The sequence below is a fragment of the Flavobacterium sp. N502540 genome (genome assembly GCF_025947365.1).
Lineage (GTDB): Bacteria > Bacteroidota > Bacteroidia > Flavobacteriales > Flavobacteriaceae > Flavobacterium.
This window is the reverse complement of sequence record NZ_CP110012.1, coordinates 2,637,485-2,656,796: the sequence shown is the minus strand read 5'-3', so window position 1 is coordinate 2,656,796 and position 19,312 is coordinate 2,637,485. Positions and strand designations below refer to the sequence as shown.

General features: G+C 36.2%; 14 protein-coding genes and 1 pseudogene. 9 read left to right on the top strand and 6 right to left on the bottom strand.

Translation table 11 applies throughout. The annotated features are described in order from the left end of the window. Window positions 1-7: 7 nt before the first annotated feature. The 5 genes from gldM to topA form a co-directional block, all read right to left on the bottom strand. Window positions 8-1,549, bottom strand: a complete 1,542-nt coding sequence (gene gldM / locus OLM58_RS11525) for a gliding motility protein GldM (protein WP_017496990.1) — start codon at window positions 1,547-1,549, stop codon at window positions 8-10. Between the two features lie 51 nt (window positions 1,550-1,600). Further along, window positions 1,601-2,248, bottom strand: coding sequence for a gliding motility protein GldL (gene gldL, locus OLM58_RS11520; RefSeq protein ID WP_070908728.1), 648 nt, complete (start codon window positions 2,246-2,248; stop codon window positions 1,601-1,603). 77 nt (window positions 2,249-2,325) lie between these two features. Further along, window positions 2,326-3,729: a gliding motility lipoprotein GldK gene (gene gldK / locus OLM58_RS11515; RefSeq protein ID WP_026110043.1), complete on the bottom strand. Its 1,404-nt coding sequence runs from the start codon at window positions 3,727-3,729 to the stop codon at window positions 2,326-2,328. 263 nt (window positions 3,730-3,992) lie between these two features. After that, window positions 3,993-5,144 (bottom strand): formimidoylglutamase, encoded by a 1,152-nt coding sequence (locus tag OLM58_RS11510; protein WP_264532384.1) that lies wholly within the window; start codon window positions 5,142-5,144, stop codon window positions 3,993-3,995. A 3-nt stretch (window positions 5,145-5,147) separates the two neighbouring features. Next, window positions 5,148-7,682 (bottom strand): type I DNA topoisomerase, encoded by a 2,535-nt coding sequence (topA, locus tag OLM58_RS11505; protein WP_264532383.1) that lies wholly within the window; start codon window positions 7,680-7,682, stop codon window positions 5,148-5,150. A 305-nt stretch (window positions 7,683-7,987) separates the two neighbouring features. Here topA and miaB point away from each other — a divergent pair, with 305 nt between their 5' ends. The 9 genes and pseudogenes from miaB to OLM58_RS11460 all read left to right on the top strand — a co-directional run bounded on the left by miaB (window position 7,988) and on the right by OLM58_RS11460 (window position 17,634). Further along, window positions 7,988-9,433, top strand: coding sequence for a tRNA (N6-isopentenyl adenosine(37)-C2)-methylthiotransferase MiaB (gene miaB / locus OLM58_RS11500; protein WP_264532382.1), 1,446 nt, complete (start codon window positions 7,988-7,990; stop codon window positions 9,431-9,433). A gap of 94 nt (window positions 9,434-9,527) precedes the next feature. Further along, window positions 9,528-10,781: a sigma-54 interaction domain-containing protein gene (locus tag OLM58_RS11495; protein WP_017496996.1), complete on the top strand. Its 1,254-nt coding sequence runs from the start codon at window positions 9,528-9,530 to the stop codon at window positions 10,779-10,781. A 182-nt stretch (window positions 10,782-10,963) separates the two neighbouring features. Further along, window positions 10,964-11,467 (top strand): LptE family protein, encoded by a 504-nt coding sequence (locus tag OLM58_RS11490; protein WP_202703443.1) that lies wholly within the window; start codon window positions 10,964-10,966, stop codon window positions 11,465-11,467. A 103-nt stretch (window positions 11,468-11,570) separates the two neighbouring features. Next, window positions 11,571-12,911, top strand: coding sequence for a tetratricopeptide repeat protein (locus OLM58_RS11485; protein WP_264532381.1), 1,341 nt, complete (start codon window positions 11,571-11,573; stop codon window positions 12,909-12,911). A gap of 3 nt (window positions 12,912-12,914) precedes the next feature. Beyond that, window positions 12,915-13,253: a preprotein translocase subunit SecG gene (gene secG / locus OLM58_RS11480; protein WP_026110045.1), complete on the top strand. Its 339-nt coding sequence runs from the start codon at window positions 12,915-12,917 to the stop codon at window positions 13,251-13,253. Window positions 13,254-13,397: 144 nt separating this feature from the next. After that, a complete protein-coding gene (gene groES, locus OLM58_RS11475; protein WP_012023920.1) occupies window positions 13,398-13,673 on the top strand; it encodes a co-chaperone GroES in 276 nt (91 codons plus the stop codon). An 83-nt stretch (window positions 13,674-13,756) separates the two neighbouring features. Continuing rightward, a pseudogene (locus OLM58_RS11470) lies at window positions 13,757-14,114 on the top strand (four helix bundle protein). Window positions 14,115-14,234: 120 nt separating this feature from the next. Continuing rightward, window positions 14,235-15,863, top strand: a complete 1,629-nt coding sequence (groL, locus tag OLM58_RS11465; RefSeq protein WP_264532380.1) for a chaperonin GroEL — start codon at window positions 14,235-14,237, stop codon at window positions 15,861-15,863. 571 nt (window positions 15,864-16,434) lie between these two features. Continuing rightward, the gene (locus OLM58_RS11460) at window positions 16,435-17,634 is read left to right on the top strand and encodes an ectonucleotide pyrophosphatase/phosphodiesterase (protein ID WP_264532379.1); all 1,200 of its coding nucleotides are present in this window, start codon (window positions 16,435-16,437) and stop codon (window positions 17,632-17,634) included. A gap of 79 nt (window positions 17,635-17,713) precedes the next feature. Here the strand turns inward: OLM58_RS11460 and OLM58_RS11455 are convergent, their stop codons facing one another. Beyond that, window positions 17,714-19,243, bottom strand: a complete 1,530-nt coding sequence (locus OLM58_RS11455) for a SulP family inorganic anion transporter (protein ID WP_264532378.1) — start codon at window positions 19,241-19,243, stop codon at window positions 17,714-17,716. Window positions 19,244-19,312 lie beyond the last annotated feature (69 nt).

The following is a 19,312-nucleotide window of genomic DNA, read 5'->3' as shown; positions in this document are numbered from 1 at the left end:
TACTATATTATTGTATTTCGTAAATTACCGGAGCAGTTCTTGGCAATAAATAACTACCAGCTCCAACAAGTTTAGTTTTAATTTCAGAAATAGTAACCTGGTCTCCTTTACCAGCTCTTGCAAGAACTGATTTACATTGTGCATTTAATCTGTTACCATTAACAACCACTGTAGGTTGTCCTGCAATTTTCAAATTAAATCCAACAACATCTAAACCAACTTCGAAATCAAAATCAAGTAATTTAGCACCAATTGTAGCAATTTCTAAGTTAGATTTAGGTCCTTTAACAACACCCATTTCTCCTCTAATTGTACCAGTTGGTCCAGGAATACCTTTAATTCTGAATGTTTTCTTATCTGTAACTTTATCTCCGTTTGGCAATGTACCAGTAACAGAAATAGTAGCTTCAGTACCTGAACCCGGGTTCATGTTATATTTTCCAGGTTTTCCAGCAGATACTAATCCTGGAGCACTTGCAACAATTTTGTTTGCATCAACACCAGCGAACGATACAGAGATTGGATTCACAACTCCTCTATATACTACGTTCATTTTATCAGCAGAAATTGTAGCAGAGTTTGGTCTTGGTACTACAACATATTTTCCGGCAAATTTAAGTGGAATGTTTTTACCGTCTTCTAAGAATGTAAATTGTCCATTAATATTTTGCTCTCCAACACCTCCTGCAGTTAACGAAATAACCGCTTGTCCGTTAACAATTTGTCCAGGACCTTGGAATGAAGTTGGCTTTGTGTTTTCGTCATAACGACCTAAAACTACCTTACCAGTAACTTTCTCTCCTTGGAAGTAAGCGTTTTTGTCTAAAACAACAATCGCTTGATAATTGCTGTAAGAAGCAGCAGCAACAGCCGCTTTTCCTAAAGCACGGTTGTAAACGTCAGCTTCAAGTTTTTGAACATCATTTTGCCAAGCCGAAAGTTTTGCAGCTGAAGCAATTGCTGGAAATCCTTTGAAGTGGTATGCTAAGTATTTTTCTTTTATACCTTCTTTGTTTTTTACATCAGAAACATTAAATTTTTTCTCTACCTCTGCAATAATATCAGCATATTTTTTATCTGTACCTAAAGCAGCTTTAATATCTGATTTGTATTTCTCGATTTTAGCGATAATTTCATTTCCTTTTTTAGTGTAACCGTCTCCTGTAAACCAGTCGTCGATGTTATCACCTCTGTCCATAGACTCGTAAGGCATTTTTCCAGTTTCTTTATCTACTTCAAATCCTTTTACAGCCTGAGTTTTCAGACCTCCAATAAAACTATAAAAATCTTTTGTAATTGCTTCCACTTTATGAGCAGTTCCCGCAGCGATAGCGAATTCTCCTTTTGCTTCAGCAGCTTTCTGATCTAAAGCTGTCAATAAACCAGCATTTGTAGTAACTGAAGAAGTATTTGCATCTTCAAATTTTTCATTCATCAAACCAAAAGCAGATATAACTTCTTTTGATACGTTCATTGCTAACATTGCGATGAAAACCAGATACATCAGGTTAATCATCTTCTGTCTAGGGGTTAATTTTCCTCCTGCCATTTTTTCTAATTAGTTCTTATTAATAAATTTAATATAATAGTCAAAAACTAATTATCCTTTGTTACTCATTGCAGAAAGCATACCACCGTAAACACTGTTTAATGAAGCAATGTTTGCAGTCATAGATTGCATTTGTTCTTTTAATTTAGAAGCATTTTCAGCAATTTCGCTGTTTGCTTGTGCGTTTCTAGAAGCACTTTCTAATTGAACTTTGTATAAACTGTTTAATGATTCCATTTGTGCAGCAGCCATAGACATTTCTTCAGCATATTTCTTTTGTCCTGCAATTGAATCAACTGTTGGAGAAATAGCTTTAGCAGCTCCTTCGAAGTTTTTAATGCTGTTTCCTAAGCTTGCCATTAACTCTCCGTCAATTTTAGCATCTTTTAACATTGCATCTAATTTTTGAGACAATAATCCTTGGGCGTCAGATGGTGCCTCAACTTTGTCAGCTTTTTTTCTAGCCTGACCATTCGCTAATTCAGGGTAAACAAGAGTCCAGTCTAATTCGTCTTCAACTGGTTCGAAAGCAGAAAGAGCAAAGATTAACGCCTCAGTTACCAATCCAATCGATAACATAACAGTCCCTGTTAATGGTCCAATCTCAAAGTGAGTAATTTTGAATAATGCTCCAATAATTACTACTGCCGCTCCCATACCATAAGCGAAATTCATTGCTTTTTTACTTAATAATGCCATAATACTTTTTTTTAGGTTTTAATTTAAAATAGATTTGTTGATTTGGTTTACTTATTTGATTTTAATTAATTAGATGCTTACTTTTTCTTCTTACCGCCTCCAGTTGATTGAGTTCCCATGTAATCTTGTACAGTTCTGAAACCAATATAACTTCTAGCAGAATCAGCATATTCGTGATCACGTGTGCTTACCTGTAGGAAATAAGCAACGTCTTTCCAAGAACCTCCACGAACTACTTTTCTTTGATTGTTTCCATCAATTACGTTAGGGTTCATTGTAGAAACATACTCGTATGCATTTGGGTTATAAGCTGAATCGGTCCACTCAGAAACGTTTCCTGCCATGTTATACAAACCATAACCGTTAACTTCATAAGATTTAGCTTCAACAGTGTATAATGCTTCGTCAGCAGCATAATCTCCTCTGCTTGGTTTGAAGTTTGCTAAGAAACAACCTCTGTCGCTTTTCGTATAAGGACCTCCCCAAGGGTAAGTAGCTGATTCCAGACCTCCTCTTGCAGCATACTCCCACTCTGCCTCTGTTGGCAATCTGAAAGCATTTACTAAGTCACGTCCTTTTTTCTTAGATTTGATATAACCGTTTTTGTTCAAAGTTCTCCATGCACAGAATGCTTTTGCCTGTTTCCAGGTTACACCCACTACAGGATAATCTCCATAAGCTTTATGCCAGAAATAATCGTTATGCATTGGCTCATTGTAAGAATAAGCAAAATCTTTAATCCAAACCGTTGTATCAGGATAAACACTTACTTGTTCCGTTTTAACGAAGTCTTTTCTTTTTCCAACTTTAGCTTTCGCTGCAGCCTGAATATCCATCCAAGAATAACGGAATTTCAATTTGTTTACATCAATTGTTCTTAAACCATTATAAGACTCTTCGATTGGTAAATACATAGAATCCATTACCTCAGTATAATACTCATCCGGGTAAGCTTTTGTATCTTTAATTAACTTTACTTTTTTATTTAATTTTCTACCTGCATAAGGATCATCTTTTGTTCCTACACTGTAGTAGTTATCATACATATACTTATCATATGCAGTCATTTTTTCCGGATCTGAATCATTAAATGCAAAATCAGCAATACTTCCGCCTTTTTTACCTTTAGAATCACCGGCAGGTTTCTGACCTGTTTCATCAGCTAAAATAGCCAAACGAACTCTCATTGTAGAGTCTTTTACCCACTCTACAAATTGACGGTACTCACTATTGGTAATCTCTGTTTCATCCATATAAAATGAACGAACTGTCACCGTTCTAGTAGGAGCATCCTCCACATTAGCTAAATCAGCATCTGATTTACCCATAATAAAAGATCCACCAGGAACTAATGTCATTCCATAAGGCTTCTCAGGATGCCATTTACCTCCTGTAACACCTACCAACTCACCTTTGTCACCTGACTTACCACAGCCAATTACCAGTGTTAACATTGTTGCAAATGCAATAAACTTCTTCATATAAATTTGGGATTATCTATTCATTATTATAAGTCCGTAAACGTATTTATTATTTATCTAAAAAACAATACTAGTTGCGAAATTTATTTTATCGGTCAAAAATAATGTTAAATAAAATAAAAAAAAAATATTTCATCGATAAACTAACACAAAAAATCGACGTAAGACGTTATTTATCAGTTACTGTACGACTTGTCTTACTAATATTATTTAACAGTATTTCAGAAACGCAGAAAAAATTAAATTTCTGCTAAAATTTCATTTTACAAAGCATTTTTTCGTTGTGCTTTCCACCATCTTTCAGGCAATTCCTGATTACAAGCACTCAAATACTCGTCGTAAGAACACGGTAATAACGTATTTCTCTTTAATTTATTGTGACCGTTTGATTCAAACGGAATTTCAATCCACCAACGGTCTGTTTTATCACTTTTATAAAAGATCAATTCTTCGTCTTCAAGAGGAACAATATATTTCAAGTACGTTGCTCTACTACCAAATGGATATTCCTTCGATCTGTAATGATATCCTTCGATAAAATACCATACGATTTGTGCAATGATACCAGCTTCGGGTGCTGTGCTATTGTGATTAAAAATTCCAAAACTGGAAACTTTATCACTGATTCCGGCATACCTTGCCAGTGAACATATTTCTTTTCCATTGAAACCGTTTGGCTCAAACGAAACCATATTTCCTGAAGCTGAAGATTTTACCGAGTTCAAATCGATACTAACCAAATCAGCATCTCTAAAAACCGGTTCCGCCAATGCAATCTTATTGGAGATTTCTCCTAAACGATAGGCATCAAAAAACAATTTTTCAATCAGATCAATTTCTTCTTGTGAATTGTAATAAGTCTGATAACCAATGTTGCAGTAATTAAAAAGATTATTAGGCTCGTCGATAATAATTTTAGTCAAATAAGAATTAGCCGAAACCGTTTCATTCTCTTTACCAAAATCAAACTTATTATCCACAGCAACCATATTCACCATTTGCTCTAAATCGTCATAGGCACGATATAACGCATAGGTTAAATCCTGCGAACCCCCAAGAACTATAGGAATCACTTTGTTCTTAATTAAAGTAGATGTCACTCGCTTTAAAGCAAAATAGGTATCTTCTACAGAATTTCCTGCGAGAATATCTCCCAAATCAGCAATCGAAGCATCCCAGTTTCCCGGAAACATACCGTAAAGTTTTTTACGAACGGCATTCAGATTAACAGTGTTGATTGAATCTTCATTACGACGATCTTCTAAAACACCAATAATCGCAATATTAATTTTACTGATATCCGGAAACTGATCCTCTGTGTGCAAAACTATCTTACTTCCTAACTCCTGCGAAGACAAGGAACTAATAAATTTTAAAATCCCGTCGTTAAGTGGCTCTAAAAAATCAAATTCCATTCTTTATTTCTTTTTTGCAGCTGGTTTTTTAGCAGGTGCTTTTTTTGCAGTTGTAGCTTTCTTTGTGGTTGCAGCTTTTTTAGCCGGTGCTTTTTTAGCCGGAGTTTTTTTGGCAATCATTTCCTGAACTTCTTCCAATGTTAATTTCGTAGCATCAACCTCTTTACTCAGTTCAATTTTGATTTTTCCTTTTGTGATTACAGAACGGCCCCAACGTGCCTTTTCAACCAAAATACCTTCTTCTTCCCAGTTGTGAAGCACTTTATCAATGTTCTTCTGTAATTTATCTTCAATTAATTCCTCAACATCTGCCTGCGATAAATTATCAAAATTATACTTCTTGCTTACGTTCACAAAAAGACCATTCCATTTAATAAACGGACCAAAACGTCCCACTCCTTTTTGAACCGGTTCGCCTTTATATGTAGCAATCGGCGCATCTGCAAGTGCTTTTTCATCGATAAGCTCCTGCGCTCTTTCTTTCGAAACACTTAAAGGATCTTCTCCTCTTGGCAACGAAATAAAAACACTTCCATGACGTACGTATGGACCGTAACGACCGTTATTCACTTCCACTTCTTCTCCTTTGTATTCTCCTAAGCTTTTAGGAAGTAAAAACAAATTCAAAGCATCTTCCAGTGTAATACTTCCTATATTCTGATCGGCCATTAAACTGGCGAATTTTTTATCTTCATCATCCGCTTCTCCAATCTGAGCCATTGGTCCAAATTTTCCTAAACGAACTGAAACTTGTCTTCCGTCAGCATCTTTTCCTAAAATTCTCTCTCCGCTTTCACGCTCAGCATTTGCCTCAACTTCTTTTACATTTGGATGGAATTTATTGTAGAATTCCTGCATCATGGTTGCCCAGTCAATATTTCCTTCGGCAATTTCATCAAAATCCTGTTCTACTTTTGCTGTAAAGTTATAGTCCAGAATATTTCCAAAATTCTTCACCAAGAAATCAGTAACGATTGTTCCGATATCTGTCGGAACCAGTTTCCCTTTGTCTGAACCTGTATTTTCTTTTAACAGCTTCTCTCCCACTTTACTATTTTGCAAAGTCAGTTGCGTATAATTACGTTCCTGTCCTTCCAGAGTTCCCTTTTCAACATAGTTTCTGTTGATAATAGTAGAAATTGTTGGCGCATAGGTTGACGGACGCCCGATTCCTAATTCTTCTAATTTCTTCACCAGAGATGCCTCTGTATATCGTGCCGGAGGTCTTGAATACCTTTCGGTTGCTGTAATATAATTGTTTGCTAATTTTTCGTTTACTTTCAAAGCAGGCAACATTCCCTCTTGTTCTTCCTCATCATCATCATGTCCTTCTAAGTACACTTTTAAGAATCCTTCAAAAAGCAAAACTTCTCCTGAAGCTGTAAAAATCTCATCATGATTGTTTGCTTCGATTTTTACATTGGTTCTTTCCAATTGTGCATCACTCATTTGTGAAGCCAAAGTTCTTTTCCAGATCAAATCATACAAACGAGCCTGATCGCGGTCGATGTTCACCGTATGACGAGACATATCGGTAGGACGAATTGCCTCGTGCGCTTCCTGAGCTCCTTTGTTTTTGTTGGCAAAAGTTCTCGGCTTAGAAAATTCTTTCCCGTATGATTTTATAATTTCAGCTTCAGCAGCACTCATAGCCTCTGCAGAAAGATTCACACTATCCGTTCTCATATAGGTAATCAATCCGGCCTCGTACAAACGTTGTGCTAACTGCATGGTGATTCCAACCGGCAAATACAATTTTCTCGCCGCTTCCTGTTGTAGGGTCGAAGTGGTAAAAGGTGCTGTTGGTGATTTCTTGGTAGGCTTCGTTTCTAAATCGGCTACCTGATATTGAGATCCGATATTTTTATTTAAAAAATCTTCGGCTTCTTTTTTAGTATTAAAATTCTTTGGCAATTTTGCTTTAAAAGCTTTCCCTGCCTCATTTACAAATTCTGCAACAATGGAGTAAGTTGCCACTGCATTAAAGTTCTGAATTTCACGTTCACGTTCTACAATCAAACGAACAGAAACGGATTGTACACGACCGGCAGACAAACCTCCTTTAATTTTTCTCCACAATACCGGAGACAATTCGTAACCTACTAAACGATCCAGAACACGACGTGCCTGTTGTGCGTTTACCAGATTATAATCTATTTCTCTTGGATTGTCAATTGCTTTAAGAATCGCAGTCTTTGTAATTTCATGAAAAACAATTCTTTTGGTTTTTTTAGTATCCAGTTTCAATTCTTCCGCCAGGTGCCAGGAAATAGCCTCCCCCTCGCGGTCCTCATCGCTCGCTAACCAAACCATATCGGCATTCTTAGATAGTGTTTTCAGCTTGCTTACCAGGGCTTTTTTATCCGAAGAAACTTCATATTTAGGCTTAAAACCATTCTCAACATCTACTCCTATTTCCTTTGATGGTAAGTCCGCTATGTGACCGTAACTCGACTCTACCTGAAAATCACTTCCTAAAAATTTCTCGATCGTTTTCGCCTTTGCAGGGGACTCCACTATTACTAAATTCTTTGCCATTGCTCTATTTTTCTGCAACAAAAGTATCTATTTTTTTTAAATATCTACTCCGCGAACTCATTTTTGAGTTATTTTAGTATTATGTTTCCTAAAATTGCAGATTTATCTGTAATCCCTCTTCATACATATATAGGTATAACTTTTTGGATTGCAGATGCTGATTTTTGATTTCAGATCACATTTTACAGAATTACAAAATCAGCAACCGTTATTCTAAAATCTAAAATCAAAAATCAAAAATCTTTTCTCTGCCATCTTGTCACATTCTCCCCATTTACATTATCTTTGCACTTTGAAATTATACAATGGAAAAGATTATTGAGGAAAGTAAACAAGGCGAAAGTCTCGTTTTGGAAAACAAACCTGAGAATACTAAAAAACTTTTTATTGAAAGTTACGGTTGTGCGATGAATTTTTCGGACAGCGAAATTGTAGCTTCCATTTTATCTGAAAACGGATTTAACACCACACAAACTCTTGAAGACGCCGATTTAGTTCTGGTAAACACCTGCTCGATTCGAGACAAGGCAGAACAGACTATTCGCAAACGTCTGGAAAAATATAATGCTGTAAAGCGCATCAATCCGAAAATGAAAGTGGGCGTTCTGGGCTGTATGGCCGAACGTTTGAAAAGTCAGTTTTTGGAGGAAGAGAAAATAGTCGATCTTGTTGTTGGACCTGATGCTTACAAAGATCTGCCGAATTTATTAGCAGAAGTTGAAGAAGGACGCGATGCCATCAATGTAATTTTATCAAAAGAAGAAACTTACGGAGATATTTCACCGGTTCGTTTGATGAGTAACGGTATTACTGCTCTGGTTTCGATTACCCGAGGCTGTGATAACATGTGTACCTTTTGCGTTGTACCTTTTACACGCGGACGTGAACGCAGCCGTGAGCCACAAAGTATCATGAATGAAATTCAGGATTTATGGAGCAAAGGCTTTAAAGAAATTACACTTTTAGGTCAAAATGTCGACAGTTACCTTTGGTACGGAGGCGGATTAAAAAAGGATTTTGTAAATGCTTCTGAAATGCAAAAAGCAACAGCCGTTGATTTCGATCAGTTGCTGGAAATGGTTGCCGTTGGTTTTCCAAAAATGCGCATTCGTTTTTCGACTTCAAATCCACAGGATATGCATGAGAGTGTATTGCACGTTATTGCCAAACATCCTAATATCTGCAAACACATTCACTTACCGGTTCAGTCGGGAAGCAACAGAATTTTAAAAGAAATGAATCGTCTGCACACTCGTGAAGAATACATGACTTTGATTGATAAAATCAGAGCAATTATTCCGAATGCATCGATTTCACAAGATATGATTGCCGGTTTTCCAACAGAAACCGAACAAGATCATCAGGATACTATGAGTTTAATGGAATATGTGAAATATAATTTCGGTTATATGTATTCGTACTCTGAGCGTCCCGGAACTTTGGCAGGAAGAAAAATGGAAGATGATGTTACTGAAGAAACCAAAGCCAGAAGATTACAGGAAATTGTTGACCTACAGCAAAAACATGCCTGGTTTAGAAGCGAAGAATTTGTTGGACAGGTTGTAGAAGTTCTGGTAGAGAAAGTTTCAAAAAAATCAAAAGAAGAATTCTCAGGAAGAAACTCTCAAAGCATAACGGTAGTTTTCCCAAAAGAAAATTACAAAATTGGTGATTTCGTAAACGTAAAAATCACTAGCTGTACTAGCGGAACGCTGAAAGGCGAAGCTGTTGGATATTCTGAAATGAATTAAAGAGTTATTCAAGTTTCAGGTTTCAGGTTTCAAGTTCTTTGCGTAATTTGAAACCTGAAACCTGAAACAAACAAAACTTGAAACAAAAACACACATGGAAACAGTTCAAGCAATAAAACAACGATTTGAGATTATTGGTAATGACCCAAAATTAAATCGTGCCATTGAAAAAGCCATTCAGGTTGCTCCAACGGATATTTCGGTTATGGTAACCGGGGAAAGTGGTGTTGGTAAAGAAAACATTCCAAGAATTATTCATTCGCTTTCACACAGAAAGCATGGTAAATATATTGCAGTAAACTGCGGAGCCATTCCTGAAGGAACTATTGACAGTGAACTTTTCGGACACGAAAAAGGGGCCTTTACAGGAGCAACAAGCACTCGTGAAGGGTATTTTGAAGTAGCTGACGGAGGAACCATTTTTCTGGATGAAGTGGGAGAATTACCTTTAACTACTCAGGTTCGTTTGCTTCGTGTACTTGAAAATGGTGAGTTTATTAAAGTAGGTTCGTCGCAAGTTCAGAAAACGAATGTTAGAATCGTGGCAGCTACCAACGTGAACCTGTTCAATGCAATCGAAAAAGGAAAATTCCGTGAAGATTTATATTATCGTTTAACGACTGTCGAAATTACTTTACCGCCATTGCGTGAAAGAAACGACGACATTCATTTGTTGTTCCGAAAATTCGTAGCCGACTTTGCGCACAAATACAAAATGCCTCCATTAAAATTAGACGATGATGCGGTACAGCTTCTTCAGAAATTCAGATGGAACGGAAACATTCGTCAATTGCGAAATGTGGCCGAACAGATCTCGGTTCTGGAAACCAATCGCGATATTTCATCAGCTACTTTACAATCGTATTTACCTACTGAAGGAAGCAGTCTGCCTTCTGTTATTAACGACAGTAAAAAAGAAAGTGATTTCAGCACCGAAAGAGACATCTTATACAAAGTGCTTTTTGATATGAAAAGCGATCTGAACGATTTGAAAAAACTCACTTTAGAACTGATGAAAAATGGCACCAAAGTGCAGGACATCAATCCGAATTTAATTCAGAAAATATATGGCTCTCAGGAAAATGAAAGCGAAATAGACTTTGAAGAAGAACCAAGAACTGCTGTAATGACACCTACTCCACGCGAGGACAATTATCAGATGCAGGACGACAATTATCTGTTTGCAGAAACTATTGAAGAAGAAGAGGTGCTTCGTTTAGAACAGAAAGAAATCGAGATGATCAAAAAGTCACTAGAAAAAAATAAAGGAAAACGAAAAGCTGCTGCAGACGAATTAGGCATCTCCGAACGAACTTTATATAGAAAAATTAAACAATTCGATTTATAAAAATAAATAATTCTCAAATTTTAAATTCCTGATTTAAAAGCTGAGACAAAAAAATAAAATCCAAATTGATTCGCCGGTTCACCAGCACTCAAATCCAAATTGTTATATTTGAAAAAAAATGGGATTCCCTAAAAACTTGGAATTTGGAATTTAAGATTTGGAATTTACCCCCAATTGATATTATGAAAAAAATATATTCTTTACTAGCCTTAATGAGCTTGTTCCTGCTAAGCGGTTGTTCTGTTTACAACTTTACAGGAACAGGAAACATCGATGCCAAAACTTTTCAGGTTAACTTTTTTCAAAATAATGCTGATTTAATTGAACCGGGAATTGACCGAACTTTTACATTGACCCTACAAGACTTAATTCAAAATCAAACCAATTTAAACCTGGTAAGTAATAGTGGTGATTTAGTTTACGAAGGAGAAATTGTAGATTACAGAACCACACCAATGACGGCCACAGCCGATCAGGGAGCTTTTCAAAACCGTTTGAGTATTCGTGTACATGTGAGATTTACCAATAAAAAGAAGGAAAAAGACGATTTCGAAAAAACATTTGAATTTTACTATGATTTCCCAGGACAGGGGCTACCTACCGGAGCTACGCTAAATACAGCTATTCAGGTTATTTTTGAAAGAATCACACAAGATATTTTTAACGAGTCACTAGCAAAATGGTAATTTGCTTTTCTGTCGAATCATTAAAACTTTTAAGCGTTTAATCGATTAAACAGTGAAACAAATAAGCGATTAAACCAATAAAAACGATTAAACAAAAGAATAAATGAATGTAACCGATTATACCTACTTAATGAACAAGCCTGATGCTATTACCGAAAAGCAGGCAGAAGCATTGGGAAGCGTTTTGAATGAATTTCCTTATTTTCAAAGTGCAAGAGCCTTGCGCTTAAAAGGACTTTACGATCAAAACAGTTTTAAGTATAATTATGCGTTAAAAGTCACAGCAGCTCATACTACGGATCGTACCGTTTTATTTGATTTTATTACTTCTGAATCTTTCACTTCGATTCAAAGCGAATATTACGATAAGAAACTTAGGGACCTTATGGAAATTAAAGTTTTTGACAGTGAGATCGTATCCTTTGAAGAAGTCAAAAAAGCACCGGAAGTACGTGTTAATCCAATCGAGCAATCTATTTTGGATTCTATAAAAGAAGCAGCAACAGTAACTTTTGAAGAACCTGTAAAAGCAGAAGAAAAACCTGTTAATCAATTTATTGAACAATCAATACTAGATTCTGCACAAGAAGCAGCAGCTGTAACTTTTGAAGAGCCGGTAAAAACAATAGAAAAAGCTGTTGAATCTGTTTCAGAACAATTTATTGCTGCCGAACCTGTAGAAGTTGCTCCGATCATTTTGGAAGAACCTGCAAAAATCGAACAGACGGAAACTGAGTTAACGGAACAACAGCCTGTATTACCTCCAACCAAAGAGCCGACACCAACTTTCTTTGATGAAATCGTTGAGGAAGAAATTCAGGAAATAAAACCAGAGGTTAAAGAAGTAAAAGTTACCCCTGTTGAGCAATCGATATTAAATTCTATAAAAGAAGCTACAACGGTTGTTTCCGAACAACCTGAATTAATCGAGGAACCAAAAGAAGCCGAAGTTTCTGAGAGTGTAAAAACAGCAGAAGAAAATCTGGAAATAGGACAGCCTTTGGATTTTTCTGTTAACGAAAAACATTCTTTTCAGGAATGGCTGCAATTAGCAAGAACGGAACCAATTGACAGAAGCGAAGAAACTTCACCCGAAATAAAAGAGCCCGAAAAAGTAACGGAATCTCCAACAGTAACGGAATCAATTGAGGAAGAGAAAAAGAAAAAAGCAGAATTGATCGATAAATTCATCGAAACCAATCCGAAGATCTCTCCTATCAAACAAACTGCAATAACGCAGACCGTACAATCAGACCTAAGTAAAGAAGATAATTCTTACTTAATGACAGAAACTTTGGCCAGAGTATATTTGGAACAAAAAAAATACACCAAAGCAATACAAGCATATGAAATATTAATTTTGAAATATCCAGAAAAAATTAGTTTCTTTGCAGACCGTATTTCGGATATAAAGATTTTACAACAAAATAACAATAATATTTAAACAATGAGTACATTTTCAATTTTCTTAGTTTTAATCACAATAGTTTGTTTTCTATTGATCGTAGTAATCATGGTTCAAAACCCTAAAGGAGGCGGATTGTCTTCTACAATCAGCGGAACTCAAATGTTAGGTGGAGTACAAAAAACAACTGACTTTTTAGACAAAAGTACTTGGACATTGGCTACTATTTTAATTGCATTAATTTTACTTTCAAGCTTAAGCTTTACAGGATCATTAAGCGACAGTGACTCTAAAATCATTGAAAAAACGGAAGCGCCTGCTGCTACACCAGCTGCTCCTGCGCAACAAACACCTGCTCCGGCAACACCTGCAGCTAAATAATACATTTCGATATCAATATAAAATGCCAGCCTGTCAAAAGCTGGCATTTTTTTTAAGAAATAATGTCAGTTTTACCAGCATGGCACAGTTTCTGAAAGTTTCAAGAACATTAAAAAAACGTATAACCTAATAATATAATAAATCATGGCTTTAAACATAAAACCGCTTTCAGACCGCGTACTTATTGAGCCTGTTGCAGCTGAAACTAAAACTGCATCAGGAATCTTTATTCCAGATACTGCCAAAGAGAAACCACAAAAAGGAACTGTAGTTGCAGTAGGAAACGGATCTAAAGATCATACTATGACTGTAAAAGTGGGCGACACTGTTCTATACGGTAAATATGCAGGAACAGAATTAAAACTGGAAGGGACCGATTATTTGATCATGCGTGAAGATGATATCCTTGCGATTATCTAAAAATGGCTATAAGCTATAAGCTTTAAGCTGTAGGCTTTTCAGAAAGCTTAAAGCATATTGCCTAAAGCTTAAAGCTACAAAAAATGAGAGATTTTAAAAAATATGACATTTGGCAGCTAAGCCATTCTTTCACCTTAGAGATTTATAAAATAACTTCTACTTTTCCAAAAGAAGAATTTTATGGATTAACAAGTCAAATAAGAAGAGCCTCTTCATCAATTCCAACTAATATTTAGTAAAGGGTGTGGAAGAAATAGCGACAAAGAGTTCAATCAATTTCTCAACATAGCTTTGGGTTCTGCAAATGAAACCGAATATCTTTTGATTTTAATTAAAGACCTGCAATATCTGAACAATGAAGTTGCAGAAAATCTAATCGAGAAAATCAATAATATAAAAAGCAAAATTTACAAATTGAAGCAAGTACTAATTAAGCCGTAGGCTATAAGCTTTAAGCTGTAGGCTTTTCAGAAAGCTTAAAGCAATAATAAAATAAATACTAATCCTGTCAGTAGAGAGAGCATAAAGCTTAAAGCCTACTGCCTAAAGCAATAATAAAAAATGGCAAAAGATATAAAATTTGATATTGAAGCACGTGACGGATTAAAACGTGGTGTTGATGCATTGGCAAATGCTGTAAAAGTAACTCTTGGACCAAAAGGTCGTAACGTAATTATCGGAAAATCATTTGGTGGACCAACGGTTACTAAAGATGGTGTTTCGGTTGCAAAAGAAATCGAATTAAAAGACCCATTAGAAAATATGGGTGCGCAAATGGTTAAAGAAGTAGCTTCTAAAACTAATGATTTAGCGGGTGACGGAACTACAACTGCTACAGTTTTAGCTCAGGCAATCGTAAAAGAAGGTTTGAAAAACGTTGCTGCAGGAGCAAATCCAATGGATTTAAAACGCGGTATCGACAAAGCGGTTGAAGCTATCGTTGCTGACCTTGCGAAACAAGCAAAAGTAGTTGGAAGTGATTCTGATAAAATCAAACAAATTGCTTCTATCTCTGCAAACAATGACGAAGTGATTGGAGAACTAATCGCTACTGCATTTGCAAAAGTAGGTAAAGAAGGTGTTATTACTGTTGAAGAAGCTAAAGGAACTGATACATTCGTAGACGTTGTTGAAGGTATGCAGTTTGACAGAGGATATCTTTCTCCTTACTTCGTAACAAACCCTGAGAAAATGGAAGTTGAATTAGACTCTCCATACATCTTATTATACGACAAAAAAGTATCTTCTTTAAAAGAGTTACTACCTGTTTTAGAGCCAGTTGCTCAATCAGGAAAACCATTATTGATTATTGCTGAAGATGTTGACGGTGAAGCTTTATCTACATTAGTAGTGAACAAACTACGTGGAGCATTAAAAATCGCTGCCGTTAAAGCACCTGGTTTTGGAGACAGAAGAAAAGCAATGTTAGAAGATATCGCTATTTTGACTGGTGGAACTGTAATCTCTGAAGAAAGAGGTTATACACTAGAAAATACAACTATCGAAATGTTAGGAACGGCAAAAAGAGTTTCTATCGACAAAGACAATACTACAATTGTAAGCGGTGCAGGTGAAGCAGATATCATCAAAAACAGAGTAAACCAAATTAAAGGTCAGATGGAAGCTACAACTTCTGATTATGATAAAGAAAAATTACAAGAGCGTTTGGCTAAATTAGCCGGTGGTGTTGCTGTTCTTTATGTTGGTGCTGCTTCTGAAGTAGAAATGAAAGAGAAAAAAGACAGAGTTGACGATGCATTACATGCAACACGTGCTGCTGTTGAAGAAGGAATCGTTGCAGGTGGTGGTGTTGCTTTATTAAGAGCTAAAGCTGCTTTGGCTGAGCTTAAAGCTGATAATGCTGACGAAGCAACCGGAATTCAAATTGTATCTCGTGCTGTTGAATCACCATTAAGAACTATTGTTGAAAATGCAGGTCTTGAAGGTTCTGTAGTAGTAGCAAAAGTGGGTGAAGGTTCTGGAGACTTTGGTTACAATGCTAAAACTGACGAATACGTAGACATGCTTAAAGCAGGTATTATCGATCCTAAAAAAGTAACTCGTGTAGCATTAGAAAATGCTGCTTCGGTTTCAGGAATGATCTTAACTACTGAGTGTGCCTTAATCGATATTAAAGAAGAAAACGCTGGCGGTATGCCAATGGGAGGCGGTATGCCAGGAATGATGTAATCACTCTTTATTTCTTATACTATAAACCGTCCGGTAGAGTTTTCTACCGGACGGTTTTTTTTACCAATAATTGAAAGAATTTACACCTGTTTTCTTATTCTTTATGACTAATAATTGACAGGGATTAATTAAATTCGCATCAAACTATTCTTTAACCCGCAAAACATTTAATATGGAATCTTCAAAAAACAACTCTTATTATATTCTGCTTGCCATTTTTATTATTATGATAGTTTGTGCATATATGTTTGACAAAGGAGAAATTCTTGGCAGAGCATTAGCGAAGTAGTTTTATTAAAAGATAGACAAAAGCTAATACAGAGACATAGATTACATTCAAAATACTTCTCTATCTCAACGCATAAACCGTCTAACAGAAAATTCTGTCAGATGGTTTTTTTATTACAAAGAGCACGAATTATCATTTTTCAGCCACAGATGAAAAGAATTAAAATCCGTGAAAATCTTTTAATCTTTAGCAAATACTTTTTATTTTAAAATTGTTTAACATTCTCTTTTTCATTAAAAATACTGTTATTAATATCTTTACAGTTCTGCTTAAAATTTCAAAATGAGAAAATTTACCATTCACCTTCTATCTTTTACATTCTTATTTCTTGCGATTCTTTCCAATGCACAAACCCAAAAAGACGCTTATGTGGTTCTGGTTTCAATGGATGGATTTCGTTGGGATTATGCTAAACATTTCAAACTTCAAAATCTCGCTCAAATAGCAAAAGAAGGTGTCCATGCCAAATCAATGCGGCCTTCTTATCCCAGCAAAACCTTCCCTAACCACTATGCCATCGTTACCGGGCTCTACCCTGATCATCATGGAATCATTAATAATGTTTTTTACGATGCGGCATTAAACGAATCCTTTTCCTTGTCTTCAAATGCCAAAAATGATTCCCGTTTTTATGGTGGAAATCCTATTTGGAACGTTGCTGAACAACAGGGCGTAAAAGCCGCTTCTTTTTTCTGGCCCGGATCAGATACGGATCAAAAAAGACCTGGTATTTATAAAGAGTACGACAACAAAATTCCTTACGAAACCCGAATTGATACCGTAATCAAATGGCTTCAGCTTCCCGAAAAACAGCGTCCGCATTTTATCACACTTTATTTTGATGAGCCTGATCATACCGGTCATTCATTCGGTCCCCTTTCTCCTGAAAACGAAAAAGTAATCCGAAGAATGGATACTCTTATGGGGCGGTTATCTTCTAAACTGAATCAATTATCCATTGGAAAACAAATCAATTTAATTATCGTTTCAGATCATGGAATGGCAAACATTAGCGATGATAAAAAAGTAGCCGTTCTGGATTACCTAAAACCCGAATGGCTTGGTTATAGTGCTGTAATTAATCCAATCATGAGTCTTCAGGCAAAACCCGGCTTTCAGGATTCGATTGCAAATGCTTTAAAGAAAGTACCGCATATTAAATTCTGGAAATCCAAAGAGGTTCCTAAAAGATTACACTTCGGAACTAATCCGAGAGTTCATGATTTTGTTATTGAGGCCAAAAAAGGATATAGTTTAATAAAAGAAAAATCGGTACATGTAAGCGGAGGCACACACGGATACGACAACAAAGAAAAAGACATGCAGGCTATTTTTTATGCTAAAGGCCCCGCTTTTAAAGTAAATAAAACGGTCGGATCGTTTCAGAATGTTTCGGTATACCCTTTAATAGCTCATATTCTTGGCTTGCAAATTGACGAAGTAGACGGAAAGTTTAGCGAGGTTAGCAGTATGCTTAAATAATTAGATAATGTGGCAATTAGATAATTAGATAATTTCTATGCGTAACGTACAGCAATTATCTAATTGACAAATTAAGCTACTAAGAAACAACTTTGTACGTTGGATCTCCAATTACATTTACGGCAATAACAGCTTCCGCATTTTTAAGTAAAACAATACAGTCTTTGCTTAAATGTTTCAGTTCAATTACTTTGTTTAACTGACTGTATTTTTTCGTCAAATTATTCAATGCTTCGATAGCTGACATATCTGCGATGCGGCTTTCTTTAAAATCAATAATCACATGATTGGGATCGTTTACAGGATCGAATTTTTCTATAAAAGCAGCAGTAGATCCAAAAAATAATGGTCCATAGATTTCGTAATGTTTTGTCCCTTTTTCATCAATATAATGTCTGGCACGAATTCTTTTGGCACTTTCCCAAGCAAAAACCAAGGCAGAAATAATTACTCCAATCAGAACCGCTAACGCCAGATTGTGCAGTAAAATAGTAACAACTGCCACCAAAACACCCACAAAAATATCATGCGCCGGCATTTTGTTAATAATCCTGAAACTCGCCCATTCAAAGGTCGTAATCGCAACCATCATCATGACTCCTACTAAAGCAGCCATTGGCAATTTACCAATTACAGGAGCTCCAAAAAGGATAATCAATAAAATCGTTAAAGAAGCGATTATTCCCGAAAGTCGTCCTCTCGAACCGGCAGAGAGATTAACCAGTGTTTGTGCAATCATTGGACATCCCCCCATTCCAAAAAAGAAACCATTCAAAATATTTGAACTCCCCTGAGCAATACATTCTCTGTTGCTATTGCCTCTTGTGCCCGTTATTTCATCAACAAGATTCAACGTTAGTAAACCTTCTGTTAAGCCCACTGCCGCAACAATTACCGAATATGGAAATATGATTTTAATTGTTTCAAAAGACAACGGGATATTTGGAATATGAAAGGGCGGAAATCCCCCCTGAACAGAGGCAATATCCTGAACGGTTTTTGTGTCAATATTAAATAACAATACGATGGCAAATACAACTATAATTGCGACCAAAGAGGCCGGAACAGCTTTTGTGATCTTTGAAAAAAGCAATACAATACCAATTGTAAGCGCAACTAAGGCCAGCATAATATACAATTGAGATCCTTGCAACCAAGTGGTTTGCCCATTCAGGACAATTTTAAATTGCTCCAGCTGCGACATAAAAATAACCACAGCGAGTCCGTTTACAAAGCCATACATAACAGGCTGCGGCACCAATCTGATAAATTTTCCGAGTTTAAAAAGTCCGATACAAATCTGGACGATGCCTCCAAGCGCCACGGCTGCAAAAACATATTCGATACCGTGCGATTTCATTAAAGCAATTAAAACAATAACAGTGGCTCCCGCTCCACCCGAAATCATCCCGGGTCTGCCTCCAAAAACCGAGGTAATCAAACCCGCAATAAAAGCAGCATATAAACCAACCAAAGGTGGAAAACCAGCCAAAATTGCAAACGATAACGATTCTGGAATCATTGTCATCGCAACTGTTAATCCCGCTAAAATTTCGTTTTTATAATTGACCTTTTGAGTAAAGTCAAAAAGAGGAGTCCTTTTTTTCATAAGCACACAAATTTAAAAAATAATGTGCACATACTTAAAGAAAGCTTTCCTATACCAAAACTTAATTTA

Excerpts from the sequence above, each read along its gene's own strand:
- OLM58_RS11510 (WP_264532384.1), bottom strand. The coding sequence starts at position 5,144 with ATGGAATTTGATTTTTTAGAGCCACTTAACGACGGGATTTTAAAATTT.
- groL (WP_264532380.1), top strand. The coding sequence starts at position 14,235 with ATGGCAAAAGATATAAAATTTGATATTGAAGCACGTGACGGATTAAAA.
- gldL (WP_070908728.1), bottom strand. The coding sequence starts at position 2,248 with ATGGCATTATTAAGTAAAAAAGCAATGAATTTCGCTTATGGTATGGGA.
- secG (WP_026110045.1), top strand. The coding sequence starts at position 12,915 with ATGAGTACATTTTCAATTTTCTTAGTTTTAATCACAATAGTTTGTTTT.
- miaB (WP_264532382.1), top strand. The coding sequence starts at position 7,988 with ATGGAAAAGATTATTGAGGAAAGTAAACAAGGCGAAAGTCTCGTTTTG.
- OLM58_RS11490 (WP_202703443.1), top strand. The coding sequence starts at position 10,964 with ATGAAAAAAATATATTCTTTACTAGCCTTAATGAGCTTGTTCCTGCTA.
- groES (WP_012023920.1), top strand. The coding sequence starts at position 13,398 with ATGGCTTTAAACATAAAACCGCTTTCAGACCGCGTACTTATTGAGCCT.
- topA (WP_264532383.1), bottom strand. The coding sequence starts at position 7,682 with ATGGCAAAGAATTTAGTAATAGTGGAGTCCCCTGCAAAGGCGAAAACG.
- OLM58_RS11495 (WP_017496996.1), top strand. The coding sequence starts at position 9,528 with ATGGAAACAGTTCAAGCAATAAAACAACGATTTGAGATTATTGGTAAT.
- OLM58_RS11485 (WP_264532381.1), top strand. The coding sequence starts at position 11,571 with ATGAATGTAACCGATTATACCTACTTAATGAACAAGCCTGATGCTATT.
- gldK (WP_026110043.1), bottom strand. The coding sequence starts at position 3,729 with ATGAAGAAGTTTATTGCATTTGCAACAATGTTAACACTGGTAATTGGC.
- OLM58_RS11460 (WP_264532379.1), top strand. The coding sequence starts at position 16,435 with ATGAGAAAATTTACCATTCACCTTCTATCTTTTACATTCTTATTTCTT.
- OLM58_RS11455 (WP_264532378.1), bottom strand. The coding sequence starts at position 19,243 with ATGAAAAAAAGGACTCCTCTTTTTGACTTTACTCAAAAGGTCAATTAT.
- gldM (WP_017496990.1), bottom strand. The coding sequence starts at position 1,549 with ATGGCAGGAGGAAAATTAACCCCTAGACAGAAGATGATTAACCTGATG.